The organism is Methylobacillus sp. DLP286 (assembly GCF_056636515.1).
This window is the reverse complement of record NZ_CM153145.1, coordinates 639525-664030: the sequence shown is the minus strand read 5'-3', so window position 1 is coordinate 664030 and position 24506 is coordinate 639525. Positions and strand designations below refer to the sequence as shown.

The 24506-nt window shown below is 57.8% G+C and carries 18 protein-coding genes and 1 pseudogene; 8 read left to right on the top strand and 11 right to left on the bottom strand.

Translation table 11 applies throughout. The annotated features are described in order from the left end of the window. Positions 1-42 precede the first annotated feature (42 nt). The 6 genes from ACWXTG_RS03090 to glgC all read right to left on the bottom strand — a co-directional run bounded on the left by ACWXTG_RS03090 (position 43) and on the right by glgC (position 7732). Entirely contained in the window at positions 43-1023 is a 981-nt protein-coding gene (locus tag ACWXTG_RS03090; RefSeq protein WP_480220651.1) for a FecR domain-containing protein, read from the bottom strand. 3 nt (positions 1024-1026) lie between these two features. Next, on the bottom strand, positions 1027-1539 hold the full coding sequence (locus ACWXTG_RS03085) for a sigma-70 family RNA polymerase sigma factor (RefSeq protein WP_480220650.1): 513 nt from the start codon (positions 1537-1539) through the stop codon (positions 1027-1029). A gap of 82 nt (positions 1540-1621) precedes the next feature. Next, positions 1622-2536 carry an ROK family protein gene (locus tag ACWXTG_RS03080; RefSeq protein WP_480220649.1) on the bottom strand — a complete coding sequence of 305 codons (915 nt, stop codon included), beginning with the start codon at positions 2534-2536 and terminating at the stop codon, positions 1622-1624. 47 nt (positions 2537-2583) lie between these two features. Next, positions 2584-4608, bottom strand: coding sequence for an alpha-amylase/4-alpha-glucanotransferase domain-containing protein (locus tag ACWXTG_RS03075; protein ID WP_480220648.1), 2025 nt, complete (start codon positions 4606-4608; stop codon positions 2584-2586). Positions 4609-4640: 32 nt separating this feature from the next. Continuing rightward, entirely contained in the window at positions 4641-6389 is a 1749-nt protein-coding gene (locus ACWXTG_RS03070) for a glycoside hydrolase family 57 protein (RefSeq protein WP_480220647.1), read from the bottom strand. 59 nt (positions 6390-6448) lie between these two features. Beyond that, on the bottom strand, positions 6449-7732 hold the full coding sequence (gene glgC / locus ACWXTG_RS03065) for a glucose-1-phosphate adenylyltransferase (RefSeq protein ID WP_309565197.1): 1284 nt from the start codon (positions 7730-7732) through the stop codon (positions 6449-6451). Positions 7733-7927: 195 nt separating this feature from the next. Between glgC and glgB the strand changes: the two genes are divergently transcribed. Continuing rightward, on the top strand, positions 7928-10105 hold the full coding sequence (glgB, locus tag ACWXTG_RS03060) for a 1,4-alpha-glucan branching protein GlgB (protein WP_480221199.1): 2178 nt from the start codon (positions 7928-7930) through the stop codon (positions 10103-10105). Between the two features lie 204 nt (positions 10106-10309). After that, positions 10310-10681, top strand: coding sequence for a hypothetical protein (locus tag ACWXTG_RS03055; protein ID WP_309565196.1), 372 nt, complete (start codon positions 10310-10312; stop codon positions 10679-10681). On the opposite strand, the gene ACWXTG_RS03050 is transcribed toward ACWXTG_RS03055, so the two are convergent. Then, a complete protein-coding gene (locus ACWXTG_RS03050; RefSeq protein WP_407994786.1) occupies positions 10678-11268 on the bottom strand; it encodes a LysE family translocator in 591 nt (196 codons plus the stop codon). The genes ACWXTG_RS03055 and ACWXTG_RS03050 overlap by 4 nt on opposite strands. Positions 11269-11446: 178 nt before the next feature. On the opposite strand from ACWXTG_RS03050, the gene ACWXTG_RS03045 reads away from it, so the two are divergent. Next, positions 11447-12208, top strand: a complete 762-nt coding sequence (locus ACWXTG_RS03045; RefSeq protein WP_480220646.1) for a lipopolysaccharide kinase InaA family protein — start codon at positions 11447-11449, stop codon at positions 12206-12208. Positions 12209-12541: 333 nt separating this feature from the next. Continuing rightward, complete coding sequence (locus tag ACWXTG_RS03040) at positions 12542-13111, top strand: manganese efflux pump MntP (RefSeq protein ID WP_480220645.1); 570 nt, start codon at positions 12542-12544, stop codon at positions 13109-13111. Here the strand turns inward: ACWXTG_RS03040 and ACWXTG_RS03035 are convergent. Continuing rightward, positions 13108-13743, bottom strand: coding sequence for a TetR family transcriptional regulator (locus ACWXTG_RS03035; protein WP_480220644.1), 636 nt, complete (start codon positions 13741-13743; stop codon positions 13108-13110). The two genes, ACWXTG_RS03040 and ACWXTG_RS03035, sit on opposite strands and share 4 nt — an antisense overlap. A 150-nt stretch (positions 13744-13893) precedes the next feature. Here ACWXTG_RS03035 and ACWXTG_RS03030 point away from each other — a divergent pair, with 150 nt between their 5' ends. The 4 genes from ACWXTG_RS03030 to ACWXTG_RS03015 all read left to right on the top strand — a co-directional run bounded on the left by ACWXTG_RS03030 (position 13894) and on the right by ACWXTG_RS03015 (position 20940). Then, positions 13894-15045 carry a MexX/AxyX family multidrug efflux RND transporter periplasmic adaptor subunit gene (locus ACWXTG_RS03030; RefSeq protein ID WP_480220643.1) on the top strand — a complete coding sequence of 384 codons (1152 nt, stop codon included), beginning with the start codon at positions 13894-13896 and terminating at the stop codon, positions 15043-15045. A 21-nt stretch (positions 15046-15066) separates the two neighbouring features. Next, complete coding sequence (locus ACWXTG_RS03025; RefSeq protein WP_480220642.1) at positions 15067-18180, top strand: multidrug efflux RND transporter permease subunit; 3114 nt, start codon at positions 15067-15069, stop codon at positions 18178-18180. Then, complete coding sequence (locus tag ACWXTG_RS03020) at positions 18177-19562, top strand: efflux transporter outer membrane subunit (protein WP_480220641.1); 1386 nt, start codon at positions 18177-18179, stop codon at positions 19560-19562. The genes ACWXTG_RS03025 and ACWXTG_RS03020 overlap by 4 nt, the downstream gene beginning before the upstream one ends. Before the next feature lie 253 nt (positions 19563-19815). Continuing rightward, positions 19816-20940, top strand: coding sequence for a porin (locus tag ACWXTG_RS03015; protein WP_480220640.1), 1125 nt, complete (start codon positions 19816-19818; stop codon positions 20938-20940). Between the two features lie 703 nt (positions 20941-21643). Here ACWXTG_RS03015 and ACWXTG_RS03010 read toward each other — a convergent pair. From ACWXTG_RS03010 to ACWXTG_RS03000, 3 genes and pseudogenes are all read right to left on the bottom strand, one after another. Further along, on the bottom strand, positions 21644-21985 hold the full coding sequence (locus ACWXTG_RS03010) for a hypothetical protein (protein WP_480220639.1): 342 nt from the start codon (positions 21983-21985) through the stop codon (positions 21644-21646). Positions 21986-22032: 47 nt separating this feature from the next. Beyond that, positions 22033-23186 (bottom strand): IS3 family transposase gene (locus ACWXTG_RS03005; protein ID WP_480219770.1). Its coding sequence is split into 2 segments (ribosomal slippage): positions 22033-22952 and positions 22952-23186, totalling 1155 coding nucleotides; the frame shifts between segments, so codons are not numbered across the junction. Positions 23187-23711: 525 nt separating this feature from the next. Then, positions 23712-24500, bottom strand: a pseudogene (locus ACWXTG_RS03000) (branched-chain amino acid ABC transporter permease); the annotation flags it as partial. Between the last annotated feature and the right edge of the window lie 6 nt (positions 24501-24506).

Genomic DNA, 24506 nt, shown 5'->3' with positions numbered 1-24506 from the left:
CCGAAGCAGGAATCAAAAACTACAATCTTCGACGAAAATTTTTCAGCTTGAAGGCGGTACTGCGGGCCCGACATATGTCCAATAGAACCATGAGCGCCTGACGGCAAACCCCAGCGTGTCTGAAACGGCTTCCAACGCCTTGTCGATGTCATTCAGTGGGAATACGCCGGAAATACGCACTTCAGCAACCTCGGGAGCGCACTTGATCGCGCCGTGACGGTACCGCTCCAGCTCTTTCAGCAATGCGCCGAGCGGCATATTGCGCGCAACGACCACGCCATTGATCCAGGCGATGCTGTCCGCATTGGCCGCTTGCACAACGCCTAGGTATTGGCGTGTAAAGAATAAAGCCTGGCCTGCCGGCACGGTCGCCTTCCCGCCTGCGGCCGCAACCTCGACCGCCCCTTCGAATACGCTGACCATAATGCCGTCTTCCTGCTCCCGCAGCAGGAAGCGCGTACCAAGGGCACGTACGCGGCCGTGCCCGGTATCGACGATAAAGGGACGATCGGACGAACCATGCCCATGCCCGGTAGTGAACAGAATTTCACCGCGATAGAAGCGTAGCAAACGCAGATTGGCGTCATAATCGACGTCCAGCGCGCTGGCGGTATTCAGGCGGATGTCGCTGCCATCGCTCAGTGCCAATTGCCGGGTTTCTCCCAAACCGGTAGCGTAATCCGCCAGCAGCGGGCGCCAAGGCAGCTTCTGGTAGCCGAGGCCGAATAAGCCGGCCGTCCCGCCTGCCAGCACGACGAGCTTGAGCGCCTGGCGGCGCTGCATCATGGCCTTGATGCGTTGCTGGGTCCCGCCTTCGTCATGTAGCGTGGCATGCGCGACCTTCGGCGGGATCTGCTGCACCTGCTGGTTGACCGCGCCCAGCCGGTCCCAGGCCGTCTGATGCTGCGTATCCGCCTGGCGCCAGCGCATGCAGGCATCGTAATCTTCGGCGCTAGCCTGGCCGGATTGCAGCAGCACCATCCAGCGGATGGCTTCTTCGACGACATTCGGGGCGGGATTCATGGCCTAGGCGGGATAAGCCGCGGCATAGCAGGCAGCGTAAGCCCGCAACATGTATTGCTGCACGGAACTGACGGATACCTCGAGCCGCTCGGCGATTTCTGCATAACTCAAGCCATCTATCCTGGAAAGCAGGAAAGCCTTGCGCACATTGCCTGGCAATTCAGCCAGCATGCGGTCCACGGCCAGCACCGCCTCCAATGCCAACGCCTGCGCCTCTGGCGACGGCGCCGATGCTTCCGGCAGGCTGGCCAATGCGTCCTGGAATGCCTGCTCGAGCGCAGACCTACGGTAGTGGTCCACCACCAGGCCCTTGGCGATCAGGGTCAGCAATGCCTTGGCCTCATCGACGTAGAGCTTTTCACACGCAGTCAATACGCGGGTGAAGGTATCCTGAGCAAGGTCAGCCGCATTGTGCGGGCAGCCGAGATGCCGGTATAGCCATTTCACCAGCCAAGGATGGTGTTCGGCATACAGCTGGCCGATCAGGGCCAGGCTCAATGCCTCTGGGTTTTTCATGTGCGGGATCGGGTTAAAAAATGCGAATTATTATTATTCTAAGATAGTTCTGTCCGGCAAGATAGGGCGATGGATATCCGCCCTACACTAGGTGGGCTGCACCGATAATCCCTGCCTGGTCGCTGCTGCCGGATGCCTTGATGTCGATCTTGCCCTTGAGCACGGGAATCGAATCCTGGTCGAGCTGGGCATGCATCGCAGGAGCAAAATACGGCCAAGCCTGGCTCATGCCGCCCCCGATCAGTACCAGTTGCGGGTCCAGGATCTTGGCTATATGGGCGATGGCCCGTCCCAGGTGCTGTCCGGCCAGGACGTAAGCCTCCAGGGCAGCGGCATCGCCCTGGGCCGCCCTGTCTGCAATGTCGCGGGCGGAGAGTGTCTCTCCCGTCGCAAGCGCATAACTCGTAATGACCCCTGGCGCGGCGGCATATTGCTCCAGGCAGCCATGGTTGCCGCAGCCACATTTGCGCCCGCCAGGTTCCGTGATGATGTGCCCGACCTCCATGGCGATGCCATGCTCGCCTGGATAAGGCCTGGCGGCATGGATCAACCCGCCGCCTACCCCTGTGCCGAGGCCGATATAGACCATGCTGCGGGGTGCGGCTTCGAGCAACATGAACTCGCCCAATGCTGCCACCAGCGCATCGTTTTCCATCTTGACCGGCAGGCCGACCAGCCGGGACAGCTCGCCGGCGATATCCACGTTGCGCAAGCCAGGCAGGTTGGGCGACTGCATGACGTAGCCCGACTGCGGATCGATGAAGCCGGGAAAACCCATACCGATAGCGCCAACACCGGGGTACAGTTTGATCGCCTGCTGCAATGCGGAAAGGCTGATCCGGAGGATTTCCTGCAAGGCAATAGCAGGCGCATGCTGTTTGCAGATGGATGAGAAGTCCGCAGGAAACCTTTGTTCGTGAATGACTTTCCTGTCTTGCACCACCCCCACCCTGAGGTTGGTGCCGCCGATGTCCACACCCAAGCTCAATTTAGCCATGACCGCCTGAACTCATTCCGATAATTAAAATTAATAAAATCCAATAACTATTTGTTTTTAATTATTTCAACACTCAATTCGATTCCGGAAGCAAGCTGGTCCAGCTGCCACTCCAGTATGATCGTCACCGCCTGCATGATTTTTTCAAACCCGGCTTCCGACTGGGATACGGAAAAATGCGGATAGCTGAAATAGCTGGCCGGAGCGCTGCTGTGCAGGTGCACGGCGCCGCCCAGCACGTCGTCATCCAGGAACAGTTCCTGCCAGTCGTCCAGACTGAGGGGCTGCCCGAAGCCGCCCAGGATATGTCCTTGGCGGAAACGCCCGGCTGGCCCATCGCAGCTCGGCATGGCCAGGTTGATCTCGACCCGCAGCCTGCCCGTCGCCCCGGCCACATCCAGGGCCTGGTACGCTACCCGCAACGCATTGCGCTCGAGCTTATACTGTTTGCGCAGAAAAGCCGCATTACCGCCTGGCAACCACCCGGAAAACCCGGCCTTGGCAGCGCTGTCCTGACGGTATCGAATCGGGATGTTGGCGCCACTGTCCAGCCAGCTGTCGTGGAACAAGGCCTTGCGATAGGCGTCGGTCTCCAGGTCGCCGGGCAGGATTTCATGCTTGGCACCCATTTGCTCGTGCGGGTTGGCAATCCCCCCGCCCTGATGGTGATGTTCCGGCGCGGCATGGATCTTGCGATGGTAGTGTTCGGCCTGCCGGGTCAGCGTATCGCCAAAGTTATGGTTAAGCGCATAGCTGTCAAGCTCGACAATCGCCGCTGTTTCATCCAGCTTGACCACCGCCTGCAGCAAGCCATTCTGGACGAAAAGCTCGTCATGGCCGTCGAGGTCGATGTCCAGCACCTGCCCAGCCTGGCGTTTATCGACCTGATCCAGTAACGCTTCCAGCCTGATCAGCGCATGGTAGACCGCGCGCCGCAAGTGCGGCAGATACAAGCCGCCGAACAGGCCATGCCAATAGGCATCGTTCGCCTGCGCCTCATACAGGACCTTCAGCATCTCGGCCGTCTGCAAGGCCGGTTCCAGGCTGTGGTAGCGCCGGGAAAGGCCCAGCATGCGCTTGTGCATCCAATTGGACTCGGGATAGCGCATAAGGAAGTTGCGCCAGATGCCGCCCCGGACGAACGGCTTGGTGATGTCGTAGCGCTGGTGCTGCCGCTCCTGCGCCACCAGGTCGGCGTAATGGTGCGCCGCAGGCACGGGCAAGGACCATTCGTTCATCTCGATGTAGGAAGTGGTGGGCAGGTAGACCACGCCCTTCGTCCGCGCCTGCTGATGATAGTCGTTATAGCGCATGGGCTTGATCACTTCGGAATTGAGCACGCCTTCGACAAATTGGCGCAGCCATCCGCGTTCGTATACCCATTGATAGGTTTCAGGCCAGATACCGAATTTCTCGATGTCATCGAAATACACCGCGGCAGGCTGCCCTTCTTCCTCTTGGCCTGCCAGGCTTTCAAGGTAGCGCACCACCTCGTCGGCAGGCGAGAACGGCACGCGGTAGCGCAATGCTTCCGAAATGGGGAACAGGTCGACATGGCGATTATCCTCCTCCGTCGTGTAAAACCCGCTCAATGCGCCGGCATCCTTGCCCGCGCACATGAAGTGGTAGTCATCCACGGTAACATACCTGATGCCGGCATCCGCCAGCGCCGGCACGACGCCCGATTCCCAGACCCGCTCCGTCAGCCATGCGCCCTGCGGCGCCTCGCCCAGCTCGCGCCGGAGAAAATGCGACAAGGTGTTGATCTGGCCAATCCGGTCCTGCACCGGGATGGAAGCCAGCACAGGCTCCGTAAAGCCAGCGCCGAACAACTCCGCCTGCCCGCGCTCCACCATCTTCCGCAACAACGCCATGTCTTCGGGAAAATGCTTGAGCATGTATTCCAGCAGCCACCCGCTGAGATGGATGGAGAAATGGAATGCCGGATATTCGTGCATCACCCTTAGGAACGGCCCATAGCACCTCGCATGGGCGTCGTCCAGCACGCTCTCGAAATTGCCTACCGGCTGGTGGGCATGCACGCCAAGCAACAACGCAACAGTTCTAGCCAATTCCTGCTCCCGTTCTATGGGTTAATTGAGTGTTAAATCGACGATTCCACGGCCTGGCCGCGGCGCATGGTGCCGGCATTGGCTGCCGTGGCGTCTGCCGAGCCGCTGCTGATGGCCTGTCCCACGCTTTCCGGCGCCTCCAGCTTGAGCAGGCTGTAGAGGTTGGCAAGGTTGCGGCGGAACAATTGGTCGAAGCTGCTCACGCTCAATGCCGAGTTGTAGTCGCCGAACCACCAGAACCAGTCCGATCCCTCGCAGATCGCCAATTGCCTGCTTGCGGCCTCGGCCTCGGCCTCGCTCAGCTTCCCTTCCTGCATCACGGCGTCGAATGCCTCCTTGGCTTCGCACAGCAGGTCCCAGCCCCGGTTCTTGTCGGTACTGCCTATCCAGGTGCTGAAGCTGCCGTAGACCCAGCTGCCCGCCGCTATTGCCGGCAATTCGCCCATCGGCAGGCGGGAACCGGGTTTGAGAGATTGGGCAGCCAACTCGCTCGGCGTGACCATGATGATGTTTTCGTGCCGGCTTAACGCCGCATAGAGCTGGCTCAGGAAGTAGTAGCCATTGTAGGGATAGTATTCCCAGGCATTTTCGCCGTCGAGAATGATGCTGACCACGGGCGACTGATCGCTAGTGTTCTGGGCATGGATATGTTCAAGGCTGCCGATAAAATCCGCCACGGCGTTATCCGCATGCTGGTTGGCATATTCGAACCCGATCTTGTCCGACAGGTGGTCGTCGCGGAAAAAGCAGATGATGTGGTCCTTGCCATTGCTGACGCGGTAAGGCTTGTAGAGGTATTCATGGCGCGGCGGCAGTTCGCTGGCGTCGAATGACTTGTACAAGCTGTTGGCCAGCACTCCTTCGCCTGTCGCGGCCCACTGCACGCCGTGCTCGGCCAGCAAGGTCAGCGCCTCGTGCGACACTGCGCCTTCCGCGGGCCACATGCCGATGGGCGGTTTACCGAACCGGCGCCGGTGCGAAGCCTGCGCCTCCTCGATATGAACCTTGGCACGCTGCTTGCCGTTCGGATAGTGCTGACTATGCGGCAATGGCGCGTATGGCATGGCGTCGCGCGTGGAACGGAAGTCCAGCAGCAACGGCAGAATGGGATGGTAATGCGGCGTGGTGGAAATCTCGACCTGCCCTGCCGACTCAAGCGCGCGATAACGCGGGATCAGGTTGCGGATCAGGTCGGCAATCACATTGAACAGGGTTTGCCTGTCCTCCAGGGTGAACTGGCTGCCCTTGCTCATGAGCACCTGCACTTCCGGGTGGCTGCGCCTCACGCTCTCCCCGGTCCAGGCCAGGTGATACCAGACGATCAGGTCGGCCATGTATTGGCCCGACAGGTAATTGAACATGCTCTTGCCGTACGGCTCGAGTTTGACGTACATGTTGTAAAGGCACTGGTAATGCTGGAATGGCGCGAGCATTTTTTCATGGTGGCCCTTGAAGCAGCTGTGCAGGATCAGGCAGCGCTCATCCTGCGTCAGTGTCTTCATATCCTGCTTGGAAAGCAGCGCCAGCAACGGGTCGCGGATGTCGCCGCTGTCGAACTGGTCGACATAATCCTCAAGCTGGTCCAGCAGCACCGGCACGAAGTTGAAGCTCACCCGCGCATCCGGATTGTTTTCCAGGTGGTAAGCCATGTCGGTGTAATCCTTGACGGCGTGCAGGTAAGTCCATGGCAGCACGTATTCGCCGCTGAGGATATCGCGGTAATCCGGCTGGTGCATGTGCCAATACAAATTGAGGTACAGTTTTGGAAGCGATGCAGTCATATCTACCTTTACCTGAATAAAGCGTTGATCATGCTGCCCGATCTGCGCCGGGTTGAAAGTCAGCGTATATAGTGCAGGTTCTGCCCCAGCATGTCGGGCGTCACCAGCACCACGCCTTGCTCCGAGACATGAAAGCGCTTGCGGTCCAGCTCCAGGTTGACGCCTATCTCCATGCCGTCCGGTATGCGTGCACCGTTATCCACCACGACGCGCCGCAATGTCACATGCCGTCCGATATCGACCTTGGGCAGGATCACGGACTGCTCGATGCTGCTGTAGCTATTCACCCTGACATCTGAAAACAGCACGGAGTTTCTGACGCTGGCCCCGCTGACGATGCAACCGCCCGAAATCAGCGAATCTGTCGCCTGCCCGCGGCGCTCCTCATTGTCGAATACGAACTTGGCGGGCGGCAGTTGCTCCTGGTAAGTCCAGATCGGCCATTGCCTGTCATAGAGGTTCAGCTCGGGGACGACCTTGGTCAACTCCATGTTTGCTTCCCAATAAGCATCTACCGTACCAACGTCACGCCAGTAATAGTTGCCGTCGGCCGCGCCTACGCAGCTGTCGGTGAAGCGATGGGCATACACGCGGTACTTCTTGATCAGGTAGGGAATGATGTCATGCCCAAAATCGTGCGAGGACTTCGGGTCGTCCGCATCGCGGATCAACTGCTCGTAAAGAAAAGCCGCGTTGAATACATAGATCCCCATACTCGCCAGCGCATGGTCGGGATCTTCCGGCAGGCTGGTCGGGTTGGCGGGCTTTTCCTCGAAGTCCACCACCCTGTCGTTCTCATCCACCCCCATGACGCCGAAAGCGCTGGCCTCCTTGAGCGGGACATTGATGCAGGCAACCGTCATGTCCGCCTTGTTGCGCACATGGGCGGCCAGCATCTGGCCGTAATCCATCTTGTACACATGGTCGCCGGCGAGAATCAGGACGAATTCGGCGCTGGTCTGGCGCAAAATATCCAAATTCTGGAACACGGCGTCGGCGGTTCCCTTGTACCATTCCTCCTGTATGCGCTGCTGCGCCGGCAGCAGCTCGACGAACTCGTTGAACTCGCCGCGCAGGAACCCCCAGCCGCGCTGGATATGCTGGATCAGCGTGTGCGCCTTGTACTGGGTGACCACCCCGATGCGGCGCACGCCGGAATTGATGCAGTTGGATAACGGGAAATCAATGATGCGGAACTTGCCGCCGAACGGCACTGCCGGCTTGGCCGTCCAGTTGGTCAAGTCCCTGAGGCGGCTGCCTTTGCCTCCGGCGAGGATGAGGGCTACCGTATTCTTGGTCAAGGTGCTGACAAAACGAGAAGAACTCAATTCATGCTGCTGCATTTTTGCCCCTCCTGATTTATAGTTTGGTCATATATCTTGTAACAACAGAGTGCGAACCGGGCCTATTCGCAATAGTCTTACTCTGTAGAACCATTATAGGCACGAAGTTTCCTACTAAGCTATAGGCAATTGACTGGAAAAGCGCTTCCCGCCTAGTTGTTCGGGAACTTACCATCTACAGAACACTGGGAACTTATTTTGACGAAACCAAAGCAAGACCCTCAATTCACCCATATCCTTAATGCCCGCCATCATGATCCTTTCGCGTATCTTGGCCTGCACCAGGACGGCAAGGAGTACGTCCAGCGCATATTCCAGCCGTTCGCAGAAAAAGCCTGGCTGCAAACCGCAACCGGCTGGGAGCCGCTGCAGCGCAGCCATGAGGCCGGCCTGTTCGAGTGGAAAGGCGGCACGCCGCCGCCCGTGCCGTGCCGCATCAGGCTGGAGGAAGAAGGACGCAACTGGGAAACCTATGACGCCTACTCATTCTGGACCGCCCTGTCGCCGGATGAGCTGTACCTGTTCGGCGAAGGCAGGCTGAAACAGGCTTATCGCACTTTCGGGGCCCATCTTTGCGAACAACAAGGCGTGCACGGGGTGCGCTTCGTGGTGTGGGCGCCCAACGCGGAACGCGTCAGCGTTGTCGGCAGCTTCAACCACTGGGATGGCCGCATACACCAGATGCGCGTGCACGGCAGCAGCGGCGTATGGGAAATCTTCATCCCCGGGCTGACCAGCAGCGACCTGTACAAGTTCGAGATCCGCAACCGCCACAGCGGCCAGATCCTGACCAAGACCGACCCCTATGGCTTCAGCTTTGAACAACGGCCCGGCACGGCAGCCAAAGTCACGGCAAACGGCCATTACGCCTGGCAGGATGCGCAGTGGCTGGAGAAACGCGCCCAGGCCGACTGGCTGCATGCGCCCTTCAATTGCTACGAGGTCCACCTTGGCTCATGGCGCCGCAATGCTGATGGCGAATTCCTGACCTATCGCGAGCTCGCACACCAACTCGTGCCCTACGTGCAGGAAATGGGCTACACCCATATCGAGCTGCTGCCCATTTCCGAGCACCCGCTCAATGAATCATGGGGCTACCAGACAACGGGATATTTCGCCGTCACCAACCGGTTCGGCAGCCCGGATGACCTGCGCTACCTCATCGACCATTGCCACCAGGCCGGCATCGGCGTCCTCCTGGACTGGGTTCCGGGCCACTTCCCCAAGGACGATTGGGCATTGGCGCGGTTCGACGGCTCGGCACTGTTCGAGCACGAGGATCCGCGGCTGGGCGAACACCAGGACTGGGGCACATACATCTTCAACTATGGCCGCAACGAGGTGCGCAACTTCCTGCTGGCCAGCGCGTATTACTGGCTGGCGGAGTTCCACATTGACGGGCTGCGGGTGGACGCCGTGGCGTCCATGCTCTACCTCGACTACTCCCGCAAGGCAGGCGAATGGCTGCCGAACCGGCATGGCGGGCGTGAGAACCTGGAAGCCATCGATTTCCTCAAACAGCTCAACATCATGGTGCATGAGGATTTCCCGGGCGCATTGACGGTGGCGGAAGAGTCGACCTCCTGGCCCATGATTTCACGCCCTGTTTACCTTGGCGGGCTGGGCTTTTCCATGAAATGGAACATGGGATGGATGAATGACACGCTCTCCTATATGGAGCACGATCCCATCCACCGGCGCTTCCACCACGACAAACTGACGTTCGGCCAGCTCTATGCCTATAGTGAGAACTTCGTCCTGCCCTTCTCGCACGATGAGGTCGTTCATGGCAAGCGGTCCCTGCTGGACAAGATGCCAGGGGATGCCTGGCAGAAGTTCGCCAATCTGCGCCTGCTCGTCACTTACCAAATGACGCTTTCCGGCAAGAAGCTCAACTTCATGGGCAACGAACTGGCCCAGGGACGCGAATGGAACGTCAACAGCAGCCTGGATTGGCAACTGCTTGATTCGCACTGGCACCAGGGCGTGCAGCGCCTGAACCGGGACTTATCCAACCTGTACCGCCAACTGCCTGCCCTGCATGACCTCGATTTCGATTCCCACGGGTTCGAATGGGTGGACTGCAGCGATAGCGACCAATCCATCATCAACTACTTGCGCCGGGCGCGGGACGGCAGTTTTGTGCTGGTGCTGCTCAACTTCACCCCTGTTCTGCGCAGCGGCTACCGTGTCGGCGTACCCCAGGCCGGGCATTACCGGGAAATCTTCAATAGCGATGCCGAATATTACGGTGGAAGCAACCAGGGCAACGGCAACGGCCTGCAGACCGAAGCACAGCCATGGATGGGTCGCCCGCAATCCCTCGTCGTCACCATTCCGCCCTTAGGGGGCGTCATTATTCAGCCAGGCTAACCTGCATAGAGCAACTGACAAAACGCTGTGAAGCGATGCTGGCCAGGCGGTCTGCCGCAGGCGGCGCAAATGGCACGGCAAAGTAGAGCAACAGTTTTGTCAACCGCGCTCTTAATGCCGAGCTTAAATATCTCTCTCGAGCACGTCCGTGAACGTGCTTGAAATGATATATTCACGCATTGCCATTGACCTTCTCCCCCCCAGATGAGTGAATACAGTGCCCTGGCCAGGCGATATGTTTATTCAAGCTTCTTCGTGTTGCTTGTTGGCTATGTTTTTCCGATGCTCGCTTTATTCATGACGGATATCGCCGACGATCCGTATGTGTTTTTCACGGGTTTAGGTTTCATGATCTTGTGCACGGCGGTTTCCATGGGCATGAATTTCATCACCGACCGCTACATCTTTGATATCAAATCGTTAAAAAAGGAAGACAAAAGCCAATTCCGGCTACGTTTCCTCAAACGCCACCATCACCTGTTGCGCTTGCACCAGGCGACGGACTTCCTGAGCATCATGAACCTTTTGCTCAGCCCCGTCCTCTTCTACTACGTATCGCATCTCCATGGCCTTTAGCTGGCCAGGATAGGATAAATCGACGCAAGTAAGAGCAGCGCAGTGGCCCAGTTGAACGTCCGCATCCTGCCCGGCTGGGAAAGGATGCGGCGCAGCCCCACGCCGAATCCAGCCCATGCGCCAACGCAAGGGAAGTTCACTAGCATGAACACCACGCTCAAGGCCGCGACATCAGCCATGCTCGATGGATGCGGCAAATACGCAGTCAATGCAGCGACGGCCATGACCCATGCTTTAGGATTGACCCACTGAAACGCAGCGGCCTGCAGAAAACTGAATGGTTTTCCCAGCGTTTTTGTCGTGCCGTTCACCTCAGCCGTTGGAGCCGTCGCAATCTTGAGCGCAAGCCAGCAGAGGTAAGTAGCGCCCACATACTTCATCAATGCATGCAGGAAAGGATAACGCTCGAACAGGCTTTGCGCGCCCAAACCGATGAGCAAGACCATCAGGCCGAACCCGATGCTGATGCCCAGCAGATGCGGTAACGACCGCCTGAAGCCGTAGTTCAAGCCCGATGACATGATCATCAGGTTATTCGGGCCTGGCGTAATCGAGGACACCGTCGCAAACACGATCAAGCTCAGCATCAATTCCAACGAAAAATGAAACATGTTCAATACGCGCCGTCTATAACTGTTGTATTTATGTCAGCATAGTTGCATTTTTCACAAAAAACTTCACTTCCCGCTCCCCTTCCTAGCACTGATTTACTAAATTTATAAGTAGCATTGATGAAATATTGATGACAACACCAATTAGCCACTTATGCCATATCGCAAGCCTGCCGCTACTCCTGAATTGGATTTCGAGTCCCTCTGGAATTATGCTGGAGAATGGTTTGAAGCGCCCAACCGACACCGCCAGGGATGGAGCGGCGTCAACCGCATCCTGTGCAGGGATGCGGACGGGAACGGCCCGTTTTACGCTTTCCTCAAGCGCCAGCACAACTTCATGCGCAGGACATGGCGCCACCCGTGGCAAGGAGTATCCACCTTTTACTGCGAATACCAGAACCTGCTCCACCTTTCCCGGCGAGGCGTCCCGGTGCCGGCGCCGCTTTTCTTCTCCGAAAAAAAGGAAGGGAACGACGTCAATGCCGTGCTGCTCACGGCCGAACTGGTCGGCTTTTATCCGTTGGATCGGCTCGCTGCCGGGATTTTCAATGTTAACGCCAGCATTGCAAAGCAACGAAAACTCGTAGCATCCGTAGCGCATACGGTGACGAAACTGCACACGGCACGCTTCCAGCACCGCGCCCTCTACCCCAAGCATATTTTCGTCAAGGAAACACCCGGCGGCAATTTCGAGAGCATGCTGATTGATTTGGAGAAGGCGCGCATCAAGCTGCTACCGGTGCTACGCACCTTGCAGGACCTCGCCACGCTCAATCGCGACCTCATGCACCTGAGCCGCACGACCCGCTTGTATTTTCTCAAGCAATACTATGGCGTCGATAAGCTCAATACGCCGATGAAATGGATCGCCAGGCAGATCCAGGCGCGTTCCGAGCGCAAAAAGAAAAGCTAAGCTATTGGCGTTTCAAAGCGCAATCCACATCAGCCTCGGAACGGTTTCGGCCACATATGCAATCCAGGCCGGAATCGCGCGGGCAGACTCATGCGCGGCATCTGAAGCCCGGGACAAAAGCCTGCAAAGCTTCGTCAGCCTAGATGATTTATAGTAAAATGCGCTTATCTTTAGGGAGTAGCCTGCTTCTTTCCGAAGCGCCCGCATCAACATAATCGGCTTCTGTCGTGGTGCGGGTAGCCATTCTGGTTGGCGAGACTAATGGATGCCAGTACGTTCCGGTTGGGCGGTCTGGCGGCCATTTGATCGCGCCCAACCCCACGCAATGAATCCATGAATATCGTTTCTATCCTTTTTCTGGCATTGGCCATGTCGGCCGATGCGTTTGCCGCTGCAATCGGCAAGGGTGCGATGCTGCATCGGCCGCGCCTGCTGGAGGCTTTGCGCACAGGCCTGATTTTTGGCGTCATCGAGGCGATTACTCCGTTGGTCGGCTGGAGTTTGGGGCGCGTAGCCGCCGATTACATCACGGCCTGGGATCACTGGATCGCCTTCAGCATCCTCTTCATCCTGGGCATACGGATGATCTGGTCGGGCCTGACACCCGAAGGCGAAGTGGTCGAAAAGCCCCGCAGCCATTCCTTCATGCTGCTGGCGATGACGGCGCTGGGCACCAGCATCGATGCGATGAGCGTCGGCGTCAGCCTGGCCTTCCTGGATGTCGATATCGTGCCGGTGGCGTTTGCAATTGGCATCGTGACCTGCATCATGGTGAGCGCAGGCGTCATGCTGGGCCGCGTGCTCGGCTCGGCCTCGAAGCATACGGTGGAAATCATCGGCGGGTTGATCCTGCTCGGGATCGGCAGCCTGATTCTTTACAAGCACTTGTACGGCGCAGGCTAGCCCGCTGCCTTCTTCCGCAGTTCGGGCGCCGTCTTGAATGCTGTAAAGCCAGCCCGGTACAGCGTCTCGGCCACTTGCCAGCGATCCTGCTTGACGCGGTTTGTCCAGAACAGGGTGCTGTAGATGCCGTCGAACAAAGAGAACAGGTAGAGGTTGGCAAGCGTGACGTCGATGTCATCAGGCAATTCGCCGCTGGCAACCGCTTCGCGGATCAAATTCTCCGCATCCGCCTGGCACTGCATTTCCCAGCGGTCGCGGATTTCCAGCAAAGGCAAGTTGTCTTCGTTGGTATCGCACTGCACGTAGAGTATCTGCAATACGCGCTGCACCGAGCCTGGCTCGCCGCAGAGCTTGAGAAAATATATACCTTCCTCGTAAAGCGTTTCCAACGCGGACATTGCCGGTTTGCGCTCTGGCGTGGCAGCTAGGGCCAATGCCCGCTCGCACATGGCGATCGCCAACTCGATCTTGTTTTCGAAATGCCCGTAAACCGCTCCGCGCGACACCCCCGCCGCATCAGCGATATCGGCCATGGTGGCATAACTGATGCCGCGCTCGAGAATGACCCGTTCAGCGGCATCCAGAATGCTGGAGCGCGTCCGCAGGGAGTCTTCTTTCGTTTTTCTAGCCACAGGCACTCCATTTAACACTAGCTATGCATTCCGGCATTATAACCAAAATTTAATTAATCAGTCATGATTGATTATGATATAGTGCATGAAAATTTAAACGCTGAATCAATTCCAGCTACCATTCCATCTTACTCTTCATTGAGCACGCCTATGTCATCAGGATTATTTGGACGCAGCACGCCATGGCTGCTCGCGTCATTCATGCTTGGCCTCACCGCCTGCAGCCAGGAACAACAAGCAGAAAATGCTGATATTCCGGAAGTCGAAGTGTACGTCACCCGCATCGCTGCGACACCGATCGAAGCCTCCATACCCGGCCGTTTGGAGGCCTATCGCCAGGCGGAAGTACGCGCTCGTGTTGCGGGCATCGTCACCGAGCGCTTATACCAGGAAGGCCAGGAGGTGAAGAAAGGCACGCCCTTGTTCCTGATCAACCCCGAGCTATTGACTGCCGCACGCGACCAGGCGGCCGGCACTCTGGCAAGCGCGGAAGCCAACCACCGCAATGCGCTGGACAAACTCGAACGCTACCGCGACCTTGCCAGCGACCACTCCGTGAGCGAGCGCGACTACCAGGCGGCAGCGGCAGAGGAATTGCAGGCCAAGGCGCAAGTGCTGACAGCCAAGGCGCAACTGGACAAGGCCAGGTTGGATCTTGGGTACGCCAGGGTCGCCTCCCCGATCGACGGGCGCGCGCGCCGGGCCATGGTCACCGAAGGAGCCCTGGTGGGGCTTGACTCCCCCACTCCCCTCACCACGGTTGAGCAGATCGACCCGATCTACGTCAATTTCTCGCAGCCGGCGACAGAAGTCATGGCGTTGCAGCGCGCCATCAAGAGCGGCAAGATGAAAGGCATGGCGCAAAACAGCATCGAGGTGAAACTGGTATTCCCGGACGGGTCTGAATATGCGCACCCCGGCAAGCTGTTCTTCTCCGACCTGGCCGTGGACAGCAATACCGATACCGTGGCCATGCGCGCCTTGTTCATCAACCCGGAGCGCGAATTGCTGCCGGGCGCTTATGTGCAGGTCAAACTGAAACAGGCAGAAAACCCTTCATCCGTCCTCGTGCCGCGCGACGCCCTGATCCGCACGGCGGAGTCGAGCACCGTCATGGTCGTGGACGAGCAGGAGCAAGTGCAAGCCATCCCCGTCCAAGCGCCTGCGATGCTGGACGGACTTTGGGTCATCACCAGCGGCCTCAAGGGCGGCGAGCGCGTGATCGTCACCAACCCGGCCATGATGGCACCCGGTGCCAAGGTCAAGGTGCGTGACGGCGAAAAAACCGCCGGCCGGCCTTAATTACTGATGGATTGAGAGTTCATGGCTCGATTTTTTATTGAACGCCCGGTCTTCGCCTGGGTGATTTCCCTGCTGATCATCCTGGCTGGCCTGCTGGCCATCCGCGGATTGCCTATCGCGCAATACCCCGACATTGCACCGCCCGTGGTGAATATTGCCGCCAGCTATCCCGGCGCTTCGGCAAAAGTCATCGAGGAATCGGTCACCGCCATCATCGAACGCGAGATGAATGGCGCCCCCGGCCTGATGTACATTTCAGCAACCAGCAGCCCGGGCACCGCCTCCCTCAGCCTGACTTTCCGCCAGGGCACCAACGCGGACCTGGCGGCGGTGGAAGTGCAGAACCGCCTGAAGACGGTGGAGGCACGCCTGCCGGAAGTGGTGCGCCGCAACGGCATTTTCATCGAGAAATCCGCCGACAGCATCCAACTGATCGTTTCCCTCACTTCCGAAGGCAACCGCCTGACCGAGGTCGAGCTGGGCGAGCTTGCCTCGGCCAATGTGCTGCAGGCCCTGCGCCGGGTGGAAGGCGTCGGCAAGGTGCAGTTGTGGAGCCCGGAATATGCGATGCGCATCTGGCCCGACCCTGCCAAATTGACGGCGATGAACCTCACGGCTTCCGATGTCTCTTCCGCGATCCGCAGCCACAATGCCCGCGTCACGGTGGGCGACCTGGGGAACCGGGCGGTACCCGACCATGCGCCCATCAGCGCCAATGTCATTTCCGACAGCGCCCTGACGACGCCGGAAGACTTCGAGCGCATCCCGCTGCGCACCAAGGCCGACGGCGCGGCCATCCTGCTCAAGGATGTCGCGCGGGTCGAATATGGCGGCAGCGATTACTCCTTCGTCTCCCGGGTCAATGGCAACAATGCAGCCGGCATGGCCGTCAAGATGGCGCCCGGCTCCAATGCCGTCGCCACGGTCAAGCGCATCCGCGCCACCATGGACGAACTGGTGCGCTACCTGCCGGCAGGCGTGGAATACCAGATTCCCTACGACACCTCGGCCTTCGTCGAAATCTCGATCGAGAAAGTGGTCAGCACTTTGTTCGAGGCCATCGTGCTGGTGTTCCTGGTCATGTTCCTGTTCATGCAGAACCTGCGCGCCACCTTGATCCCCACCATCGTGGTGCCGATCGCGCTGCTGGGCACCTTTGCCGTGATGTATGCGGCGGGCTTTTCCATCAACGTACTGACCATGTTCGGCATGGTGCTGGCGATCGGCATCGTGGTGGACGACGCCATTGTGGTGGTGGAAAACGTCGAGCGCATCATGGCAGAGGAAGGCCTTTCCCCCTTCCATGCCACGATCAAGGCCATGCGCCAGATCAGCGGCGCGATTATCGGCATTACGGTAGTACTGGTTTCCGTATTCGTTCCTATGGCGTTCTTCAGCGGCGCGGTAGGCAACATCTACCGCCAGTTCTCGATGTCGCTGGCGGTATCCATCGCATTCTCGGCATTTTTGGCGCTCTCGCTGACCCCGGCCCTGTGCGCTACGTTACTGAAACCGATTGCGCAGAATCACCATGAAAAACGCGGCTTCTTCGGCTGGTTCAACCGGGCCTTCGCCGCCCTCACCGGCCGTTATCAGAAACGCGTCGCCGGCATCATCAAGCGCCCGCTGCGCTGGCTGCTCGTGTACGGAACCATCATCGCGGTCGTGGCCTTCATATTCGTGCGCCTGCCGACTGCGTTCCTGCCCGACGAGGACCAGGGCGATTTCATGATCACGGTATTGCTGCCTGCAGGCGCCACCATGCATGAAACCATGGACACATTGGCGCAAATCGCACATTACCTGAACGAGAACGAGCCGGTGAAATACGTCTACGAAGTCGGCGGCTTCAGCTTCTACGGCACCGGCTCCAACAGCGGCATGATCTTCGCCACCCTCAAGGACTGGAAAGAGCGCAAGGATGCCGAGCATCACGTCAAGGCGATCGTAGACCGCGTCAACATGCAGTTCATGGGCCTGAAGAACACCATGGTCTTCGCGATCAACACTCCGCCCCTGCCCGAGCTGGGCTCCTCCAATGGCTTTGACCTGCGGCTGCAAGACCGCGGTTCGGCAGGCTACCAGGCATTCCTGGCGGCCAAGGACCAGCTGATGGCCCAAGGCATGCAGAGCCCGGTGCTGACCAACCTCATGTTCGCCGGCCTGCCCGAGGCAGCCCTGGTGAGCCTGGATATAGACCGGCGCAAGGCCGAGACGCTGGGCGTGAGCATGGATGAAATCAACGTCACGCTCGCCTCCATGTTCGGCTCCGACTATATCGGCGACTTCATGCACGGCAACCAGGTGCGCCGCGTCGTCATGCAGGCCGACGGCAAGGACAGGCTGGAGCTCGAGGACATCCGCAAGCTCAGGGTGCGCAGCAGCAACGGCAACCTGGTGCCCTTGTCCTCGCTCGTGAATCTCGAATGGATATCTGGCCCGCCGCAGCTCACGCGCTACAACGGCTACCCATCCTTCACCATCAACGGCAGCGCCGCCCCCGGCTACAGCAGCGGCGACGCCATGCAGGCGATTGAAAACATCGCGCGCAGCCTGCCCCGCACCATCGGCTACGACTGGTCTGGCCAATCGCTGGAGGAACGAAGCTCGGGAGCACAGGCGCCCTTGCTGTTCGGCCTGTCGGTGCTGATCGTCTTCCTTGCATTGGCGGCATTGTATGAAAGCTGGCTGATTCCATTGGCCGTAATCCTGGTGGTGCCATTGGGCGTGCTCGGCGCGCTGCTGGGCGTGACCTTGCGCGAAATGCCCAACGATATCTACTTCAAGGTCGGCCTGATCGCGACCATCGGCCTTTCCGCCAAGAATGCGATCCTGATCGTGGAAGTCGCCAAGGACCTTTATGCCGACGGCATGGGCCTGCTCGAGGCGACGCTGGAGGCTGCCCGCCTGCGTTTGCGCCCTATCGTGATGACGTCGCTCGCCTTCGGCGTAGGGGTGTTGCCGCTGGCGATTGCAACGGGCGCCGCCTCAGGCGCGCAGTCTGCGATCGGCACCAGCGTGCTGGGCGGCATCATCACCGCCACCCTGCTCGCCATCTTCCTCGTCCCCTTGTTTTTTGCCGTGATCGGCCGCTACATCAAGCGCCCGCAGCACCATGTGCAGGAGCCTGCATGAACACTCCGTTGAAACCCGCCGCCGTCGCCATCAGCCTGCTATTGGGCGCCTGCTCGCTCAATCCGCCATACAGCAGGCCGGAAGCCCCGATCCCGGCGCAATATCCCGCAGCCGGGAGCAAGGCCGCATCACAGCCCGCAAGCTGGCAGGAGTACTTTACCGACCCCGAGCTGCAGCGCTTGATCAATATTGCGCTGGCCAACAACCGCGACTTGCGCATCACCGCACTGCGCATCGAGGAAGCCCGGGCCCAGTACGGCATCCAGCGCGCAGACCGCCTGCCCTCCATCGACGCCACCGCGAGTTACGAGCGCAGCAAGATGATCTTTGCCCGCGGCCAGTCTTTCGATGTCGATATGTATCGCGTGGGAGTCGGCATCAGTGGCTTCGAACTGGACTTTTTCGGCAGGGTCAAGAGCCTGGCCGCCGCCGCGCTGGAAGACTACTTCGCCACGCAGGAAGCCCAGCAGACCGCGCGCACCAGCCTGATCGCCGAGGTTGCCGCGTCCTATATCAATGTCCGCGCCCTGGCCGAGCGCCTGGCCCTGGCGAAGGAGACCGAGAACGCGCGCAACCTGGCGTACTCGCGCATCCTGCGCCGCCAGCAGGCAGGCCTGGACAACGCTCTGGACCTCAAGACCGCGGAAATGCAGCTGGAAACCGCCCAGGCCAGCATTGCCGCCTTGCAGCGCGAATATGCCCAGGCAGTGAACTCGCTGCAATTGTTGGCCGGACAGCCGGGGCTCGCCCTTGCGGCGGCGCACGGGTCGCTGGACCAGCAGAAATTCAGCCCCTTGCCGGCAGGCCTGCCTTCCAGCCTGTTGGAAAGGCGTCCCGACATCCGCGCGGCGGAACACAAGCTGAAGGCGGCCAATGCCAACATCGGCGCGGCCAGGGCGGCTTTCTTCCCGCGCATCCAGCTCACCACCAATATCGGCCTGGTCAATGAACACCTGACCAACCTGTTCTCCGGCAGCAGCGACAAGGCCTGGGCCTTCAATCCGCAACTGACCCTGCCCATATTCAACTATGGCCGCAACCAATCCAACCTTGACCTTGCCCGCGTGCGCAAGGAAATCACCATCGTGGAATACGAAAAAGCGATCCAGACCGCATTCAGCGAAGTCTCGGATGTACTGCTAAGCCGTGAACAGATCGAGGCGCAGATCGCCTCGCAAACGCGGGTGGCCAATGCAGACCGCGAACGCTTGCGCCTGGCGATACGCCGTTACGACAAGGGTATTGCCAATTACCTGGAATTGCTCGATGCACAACGCAGCCTGTTCGACTCGGAGCAACAGCTAGTCCAGCTCAAGCAATTGGCCCTGACGAACAGCATCAACCTGTTCAAGGCGCTGGGCGGCGAATGGCAGCCTTCCTGAGAAACCGCCCCTGCCAACAAAACATGGCTGGCATTTCTGCGATAGACGCCTGCTGGCAGGCCAGCATGCATTCCTCATCCTGCTTTTTCATCAGCAATACATCACTTTAAGTTTATATTTTAAATTGTTGAAATAAAAAATAATTAAACCCAGGCACACTAAATGCCTATACACCCTGTAGCGCAGGTCAGGCTTGCAACCGCAGTTGCCGCCCCTGCCGAATCTTCCATTCATCTTTCAGGGTGTATACAACATGACAACAGCCAGTTTTCAATACCGACCGAAGGTATTGCCCGCACTGCTCAGCCTGGGCGTGCTCTCCGCGCCTGCCTATGCAGACCCAACTTTTGCCCGCAACGACGATCAGTTCATCAATATCGGGGTTGCGGCCCGTGCCAGTTTCCGCTCCCAACAGGACGCCGCGCCCAACGGCAAGGACAGGTCGAACGACTTCGATATCGAAAGCGCGCGTCTCTATACCAACGGCAAGCTGCATAAATACGTTTCCTTCGAACTCAATACCGAAAAGGACGCCAATGACGACATCAAGCTGCTGGACGGACGCATCGGGCTGGAGCTGAACGAGCATTTCAATATCTTCATCGGCCGCTTCCTGCCGCCGGCCAGCCGCGCTTCCGCATCTGCGCCCTACTATCCTCCTACATTCGATTGGTTATTCTCGGAGCAGGCGCCAAGCAAATTCGCAGGCCGCGACAACGGGGCCTCCGTCTGGGGCGTGCTGCTGAACCAGAAGCTCAAGTACCATGTCGGCGCATTCGAAGGCCGCAGCGGCTCCAACACCTCCAACCAGTCGGATAATTTATCTTTTGCAGGCAGGCTTTCCTACAACTTCTGGGACCCAGAGCCTGGCTTCTACAATATCGCCATGTACGACGGCGCCAAGGACATACTCGCGATTGGCGCTTCCTACCGCTACCAGAAGGATGGCGCCGGCACGCAGGCCAATCCTGGAGATTACCGCTACTGGAACATCGACGGCCGCCTGGAAAAAGCCATTGCCGGCGGCGCCGTGATCGGCGCGGAAGGTTCGTACTACCGTTATGATAACGACAATACTCTGGACCCCGAGATTGCCAAGGGCAAGGGCTTTTTCTTCACGGGAAGCTATATGTTCCCCCAGGAAATCGGCATCGGGAAAATCCAGCCTAAGTTCGTCTATGAACGCTTCGAGAACGACGACACCAACGCCGTAGCCCTAGCCGGGCTGGAACGCAAGCGCTACGACCTGGGCTTCAGCTACCTCATCAACGGCAGCAATGTGCGCATCGACACCTACTACTACAAGGAAACCCGCAACCAGGGCCAGCCCGATTTCAACGGCATCGCCGTGCGCTTCCATATTGCACACTTTTTCTAACAGGCTGCTTATGGCATAAACGGCGGAGTATTAAAGTTCTGCCGTTTTTTATGTTTATCCAAGGCTAATCAGGGCTATATCGTGTCGCCCGATACCTTTCTATATCAGGCTGCCCGCTATACAGGCAGTCGATAAAAGCGCTGCGCTCAAACCAGAAAACTTCCATATCCCATAAGCAAAAAGAATAACGCGTGGGATCTTCCACCCAAACCTCTTGCTGCTTTACCGACACAGAAGTAAACAACTCATTATCGTTACCCCACCATGCCAGGATCAAATAATCCAAGTCCGCACCATCATGGAAAATCGCAAAAGCTGGCGTAGTTTTCCAATCAATCTAACGAGCGGCCTTCACCTCAGCAAGCCGCGGCAAATAAGCCGTATGCTCCACGACTCCATCATGTGCAGCAATGGTGTATAGCTTGATGCCATCGGCATCTATCCATGCCTGACGGCTTTCTATTGTTCTTGGTTTGTACATCCCATCATTATAAAACCTCTACTAAACGTACATTGCGTTAGATGTAGCATCCCCCATATATACGTTATGCAAAACATATCAGTAATGAAAATATTTCTAGAAAATCACAGCAGGCGGAGTTCGACCTGTCCTACATTGACTGAGCTATTCCATATTTGCTCTGCATAACGTCTGAATTAAGGCCTGCTGTGAAGCAACATCAACTTGAATAAATTGTTAGACCTATATAAGTGCATATAAGTAGCTGGCAAGCATACTTCCTGCCACGCCAAGAAAGAAACTGATTGCCCTGTTTAGCCAGACTTCAAATTTTTTTGGTTTTGACAATGTTCGAAGTAACGCAACTGTGGTTTCTCGATCTAGTTGACCTATTGCAATTATCGCTTTTATACCTTCGGATTCTGCGCGAATAATTTCCAGCTCCTTACGTGCTACCTCTACTTCATTAGTAAGCTGATTGTGCAAAGCAGCAAGCGGAGCTGCACGCTCATATACAGAAAGCTCCAGCTCTCGCTTTTCCCTGTAAGAATTGTAGTAAGCATCAGTCAAAACGCTCAGTGCCATGATCACAAGTGAAACAAACGGCACAGGAGTTTGAATCGGCCAGTCTTTTATAGACAGTTTGTTGCCTCAGAAAAGTATTGCCGTTCGTAGTTTACTGGGGAAAGGTTCGCGGCGTGACTATGCCGACGAATCGGGTTGTAGAACATTTCGATGTAGTCAAAGATATCCTGGCGTGCCAGCTCCCTGGTGGGATAAATTCTGCGCCTGATGCGTTCGCGCTTGAGCAACTGAAAAAAGCTTTCTGCGACAGCGTTGTCATGGCAGTTTCCGCGTCGGCTCATGCTGGGTTGTAAATTATGGGAAGCCAGAAAGGCGGCCCATTCGTAGCTGGTAAATTGGCTCCCCTGGTCAGAATGCACCATCACGCTTTGTTTGGGTTTGCGCCGCCAGACCGCTGCCAATAATGCTTGTAGAACCACGTCTTTACTCATGCGGGCATCCATCGACCATCCGACTACCTGGCGCGAGAACAGGTCGACAACCACAGCCAGATAGAGCCAGCCTTCATGCGTGCGGATGTAGGTAATATCAGTTACCCATGCGATATTGGGCGCGGCCACATTAAATTGACGGTCCAGGATGTTGGCCGCCACGTTATGCACGGCACCACTATGGAATCCGGGACGGCGACGATAGCCAACCTGGGCACGCCAGCCACGGCTACGCATCAACCGCGCGACACGATGCCGGCTACAGGATTCTCCCAGGGCCAGCAAGTCGTGGTGCACTTTACGATACCCGTACACTCGGCCACTCTCAAGCCAGGAGGGCTTCATCAGCTCCAGCAAGCGCAGGTCTTCATGATGGCGCTGGCTATAGGGATTGCGCCTCCAGGCGTAATAGCCGCTGGGGTGAACCTCGAGCACTTTACAGAGCCTGCGCACGGGATATTGAGTCGCATATTGCTCAATGAACGCGTACTTTATCCGGACTCCTTGGCAAAGTACGCGGCGGCTTTTTTTAATATGTCGCGCTCTTCGGTCAGACGTTTTACCTCAGCACGCAGGCGTCGAAGCTCAGCGGCCTCACTGCAATCTTGCTCACGCTGCGGTGCCGACTTGCTGTACCGCTTGACCCATGCATACAGGCTGTGGGTCGATACACCAAGCCGCTTGGCCACATCGGCCACCGGACGCTGGTGCTCGGTGATTTGTTTCACCGCTTCGAGTTTGAATTCTTCTGTAAATCGGACCGTGCTCATAATGCTCTCCTCTGTGAGTATTATGAGGCTAAAAAGTGTCTATTAAACTCTGGCCGATTCAGTTAATGGAATATTCCTAGCGTTAGCCAAGCTAGGAATCACTATAGCAACTCCAACTAATACCACCAAAGTGATGATGTCTCGTTTACGAAATGATAACGACACCATGAATTGTAATGCCTAACTATATTTAAACAGTCTCATCGTATTTGATGAGTTGGAGCTAAGTCAACGCAGTTATCCATCAATCCATACAGATTTAAACTGTAGAAGCTTTGCAAGGATCAAAGTAAACAATGATTTTTCTGATTTGCATATAAAACATCGGCCTCCCGCAAGTAACGGGAGGCCGATTTTATTTGAAGCTTAAGATTCCTTTGAGCAATCGCGCGGCGTAATGCCTTTCTCCTTGGCATACTTATGCGACGATTCCTCGATGATCGGGCGCAACAGTTTGCGGTCGGCCTGCACCCAATCCGAGATCACTTTCCATTGCTTGCCGTCCCATTGCTGGAAGCGCACTGCGCCGCCGCCGATCACCGGCCCCAGGTACACCTCGGCGAGCTTTTCCGACGCGCCGATGATGAGGCCGCCGATAATCGCCCCGCCTATCGAGGTGAAGCCGCCGATGATCAGCACCGGCAATGCCTTGAGCACCACCAGCGACAGGGAGAACTGCACGCCCAGGCGCGCGCCCCAGAGCAATCCGGCCACCAGGCCGACGAACCCCGCCACCGCCCAGACGATCATCCAGATGCGCTGCAGCCTCACGCCCACCGAGAGCGCCGCCACCTGGTCATCGGCCACCGCACGCAGCGAAATGCCTATCCTGGTCTTGTTGAACAGCAGGGACAGCACCAACACCAATACGCCGGCCGTCGCCGCGGCAAACAGGTCGAACTGCGACAGCAGCAGCCCGCCGATCTCGAGCGGCTCATCGCTGATGCCCAGTTCCAGGCCATGCACCTGCGCGCCCCAGAGGAATTGCGCCAACCCCTCGATGATGTAGCTCAGGCCCAGCGTCGCCATGAACAGCGTGATCGGCGGCCGGTTCACCAACGGGCGCAGCACGACACGCTCGATGCCCCAGGCCAGCAGGATCATGATGAGCAAGGTCGCGGCAAAGCACGCCCAGAACGGCACGCCGCGCTCCAGCAGGCTGACGAAGGTCAGCGCGGCAAACAGTACCATCGCGCCCTGGGCGAAGTTGAATACGCCCGATGCCTTGTAGATGAGCACGAAGCCGATCGCCACCAGGGAATACATCAGCCCTGCCAGCAATCCCCCTGCCAGAACTTCAAGGAAAAATTCCATTATTTC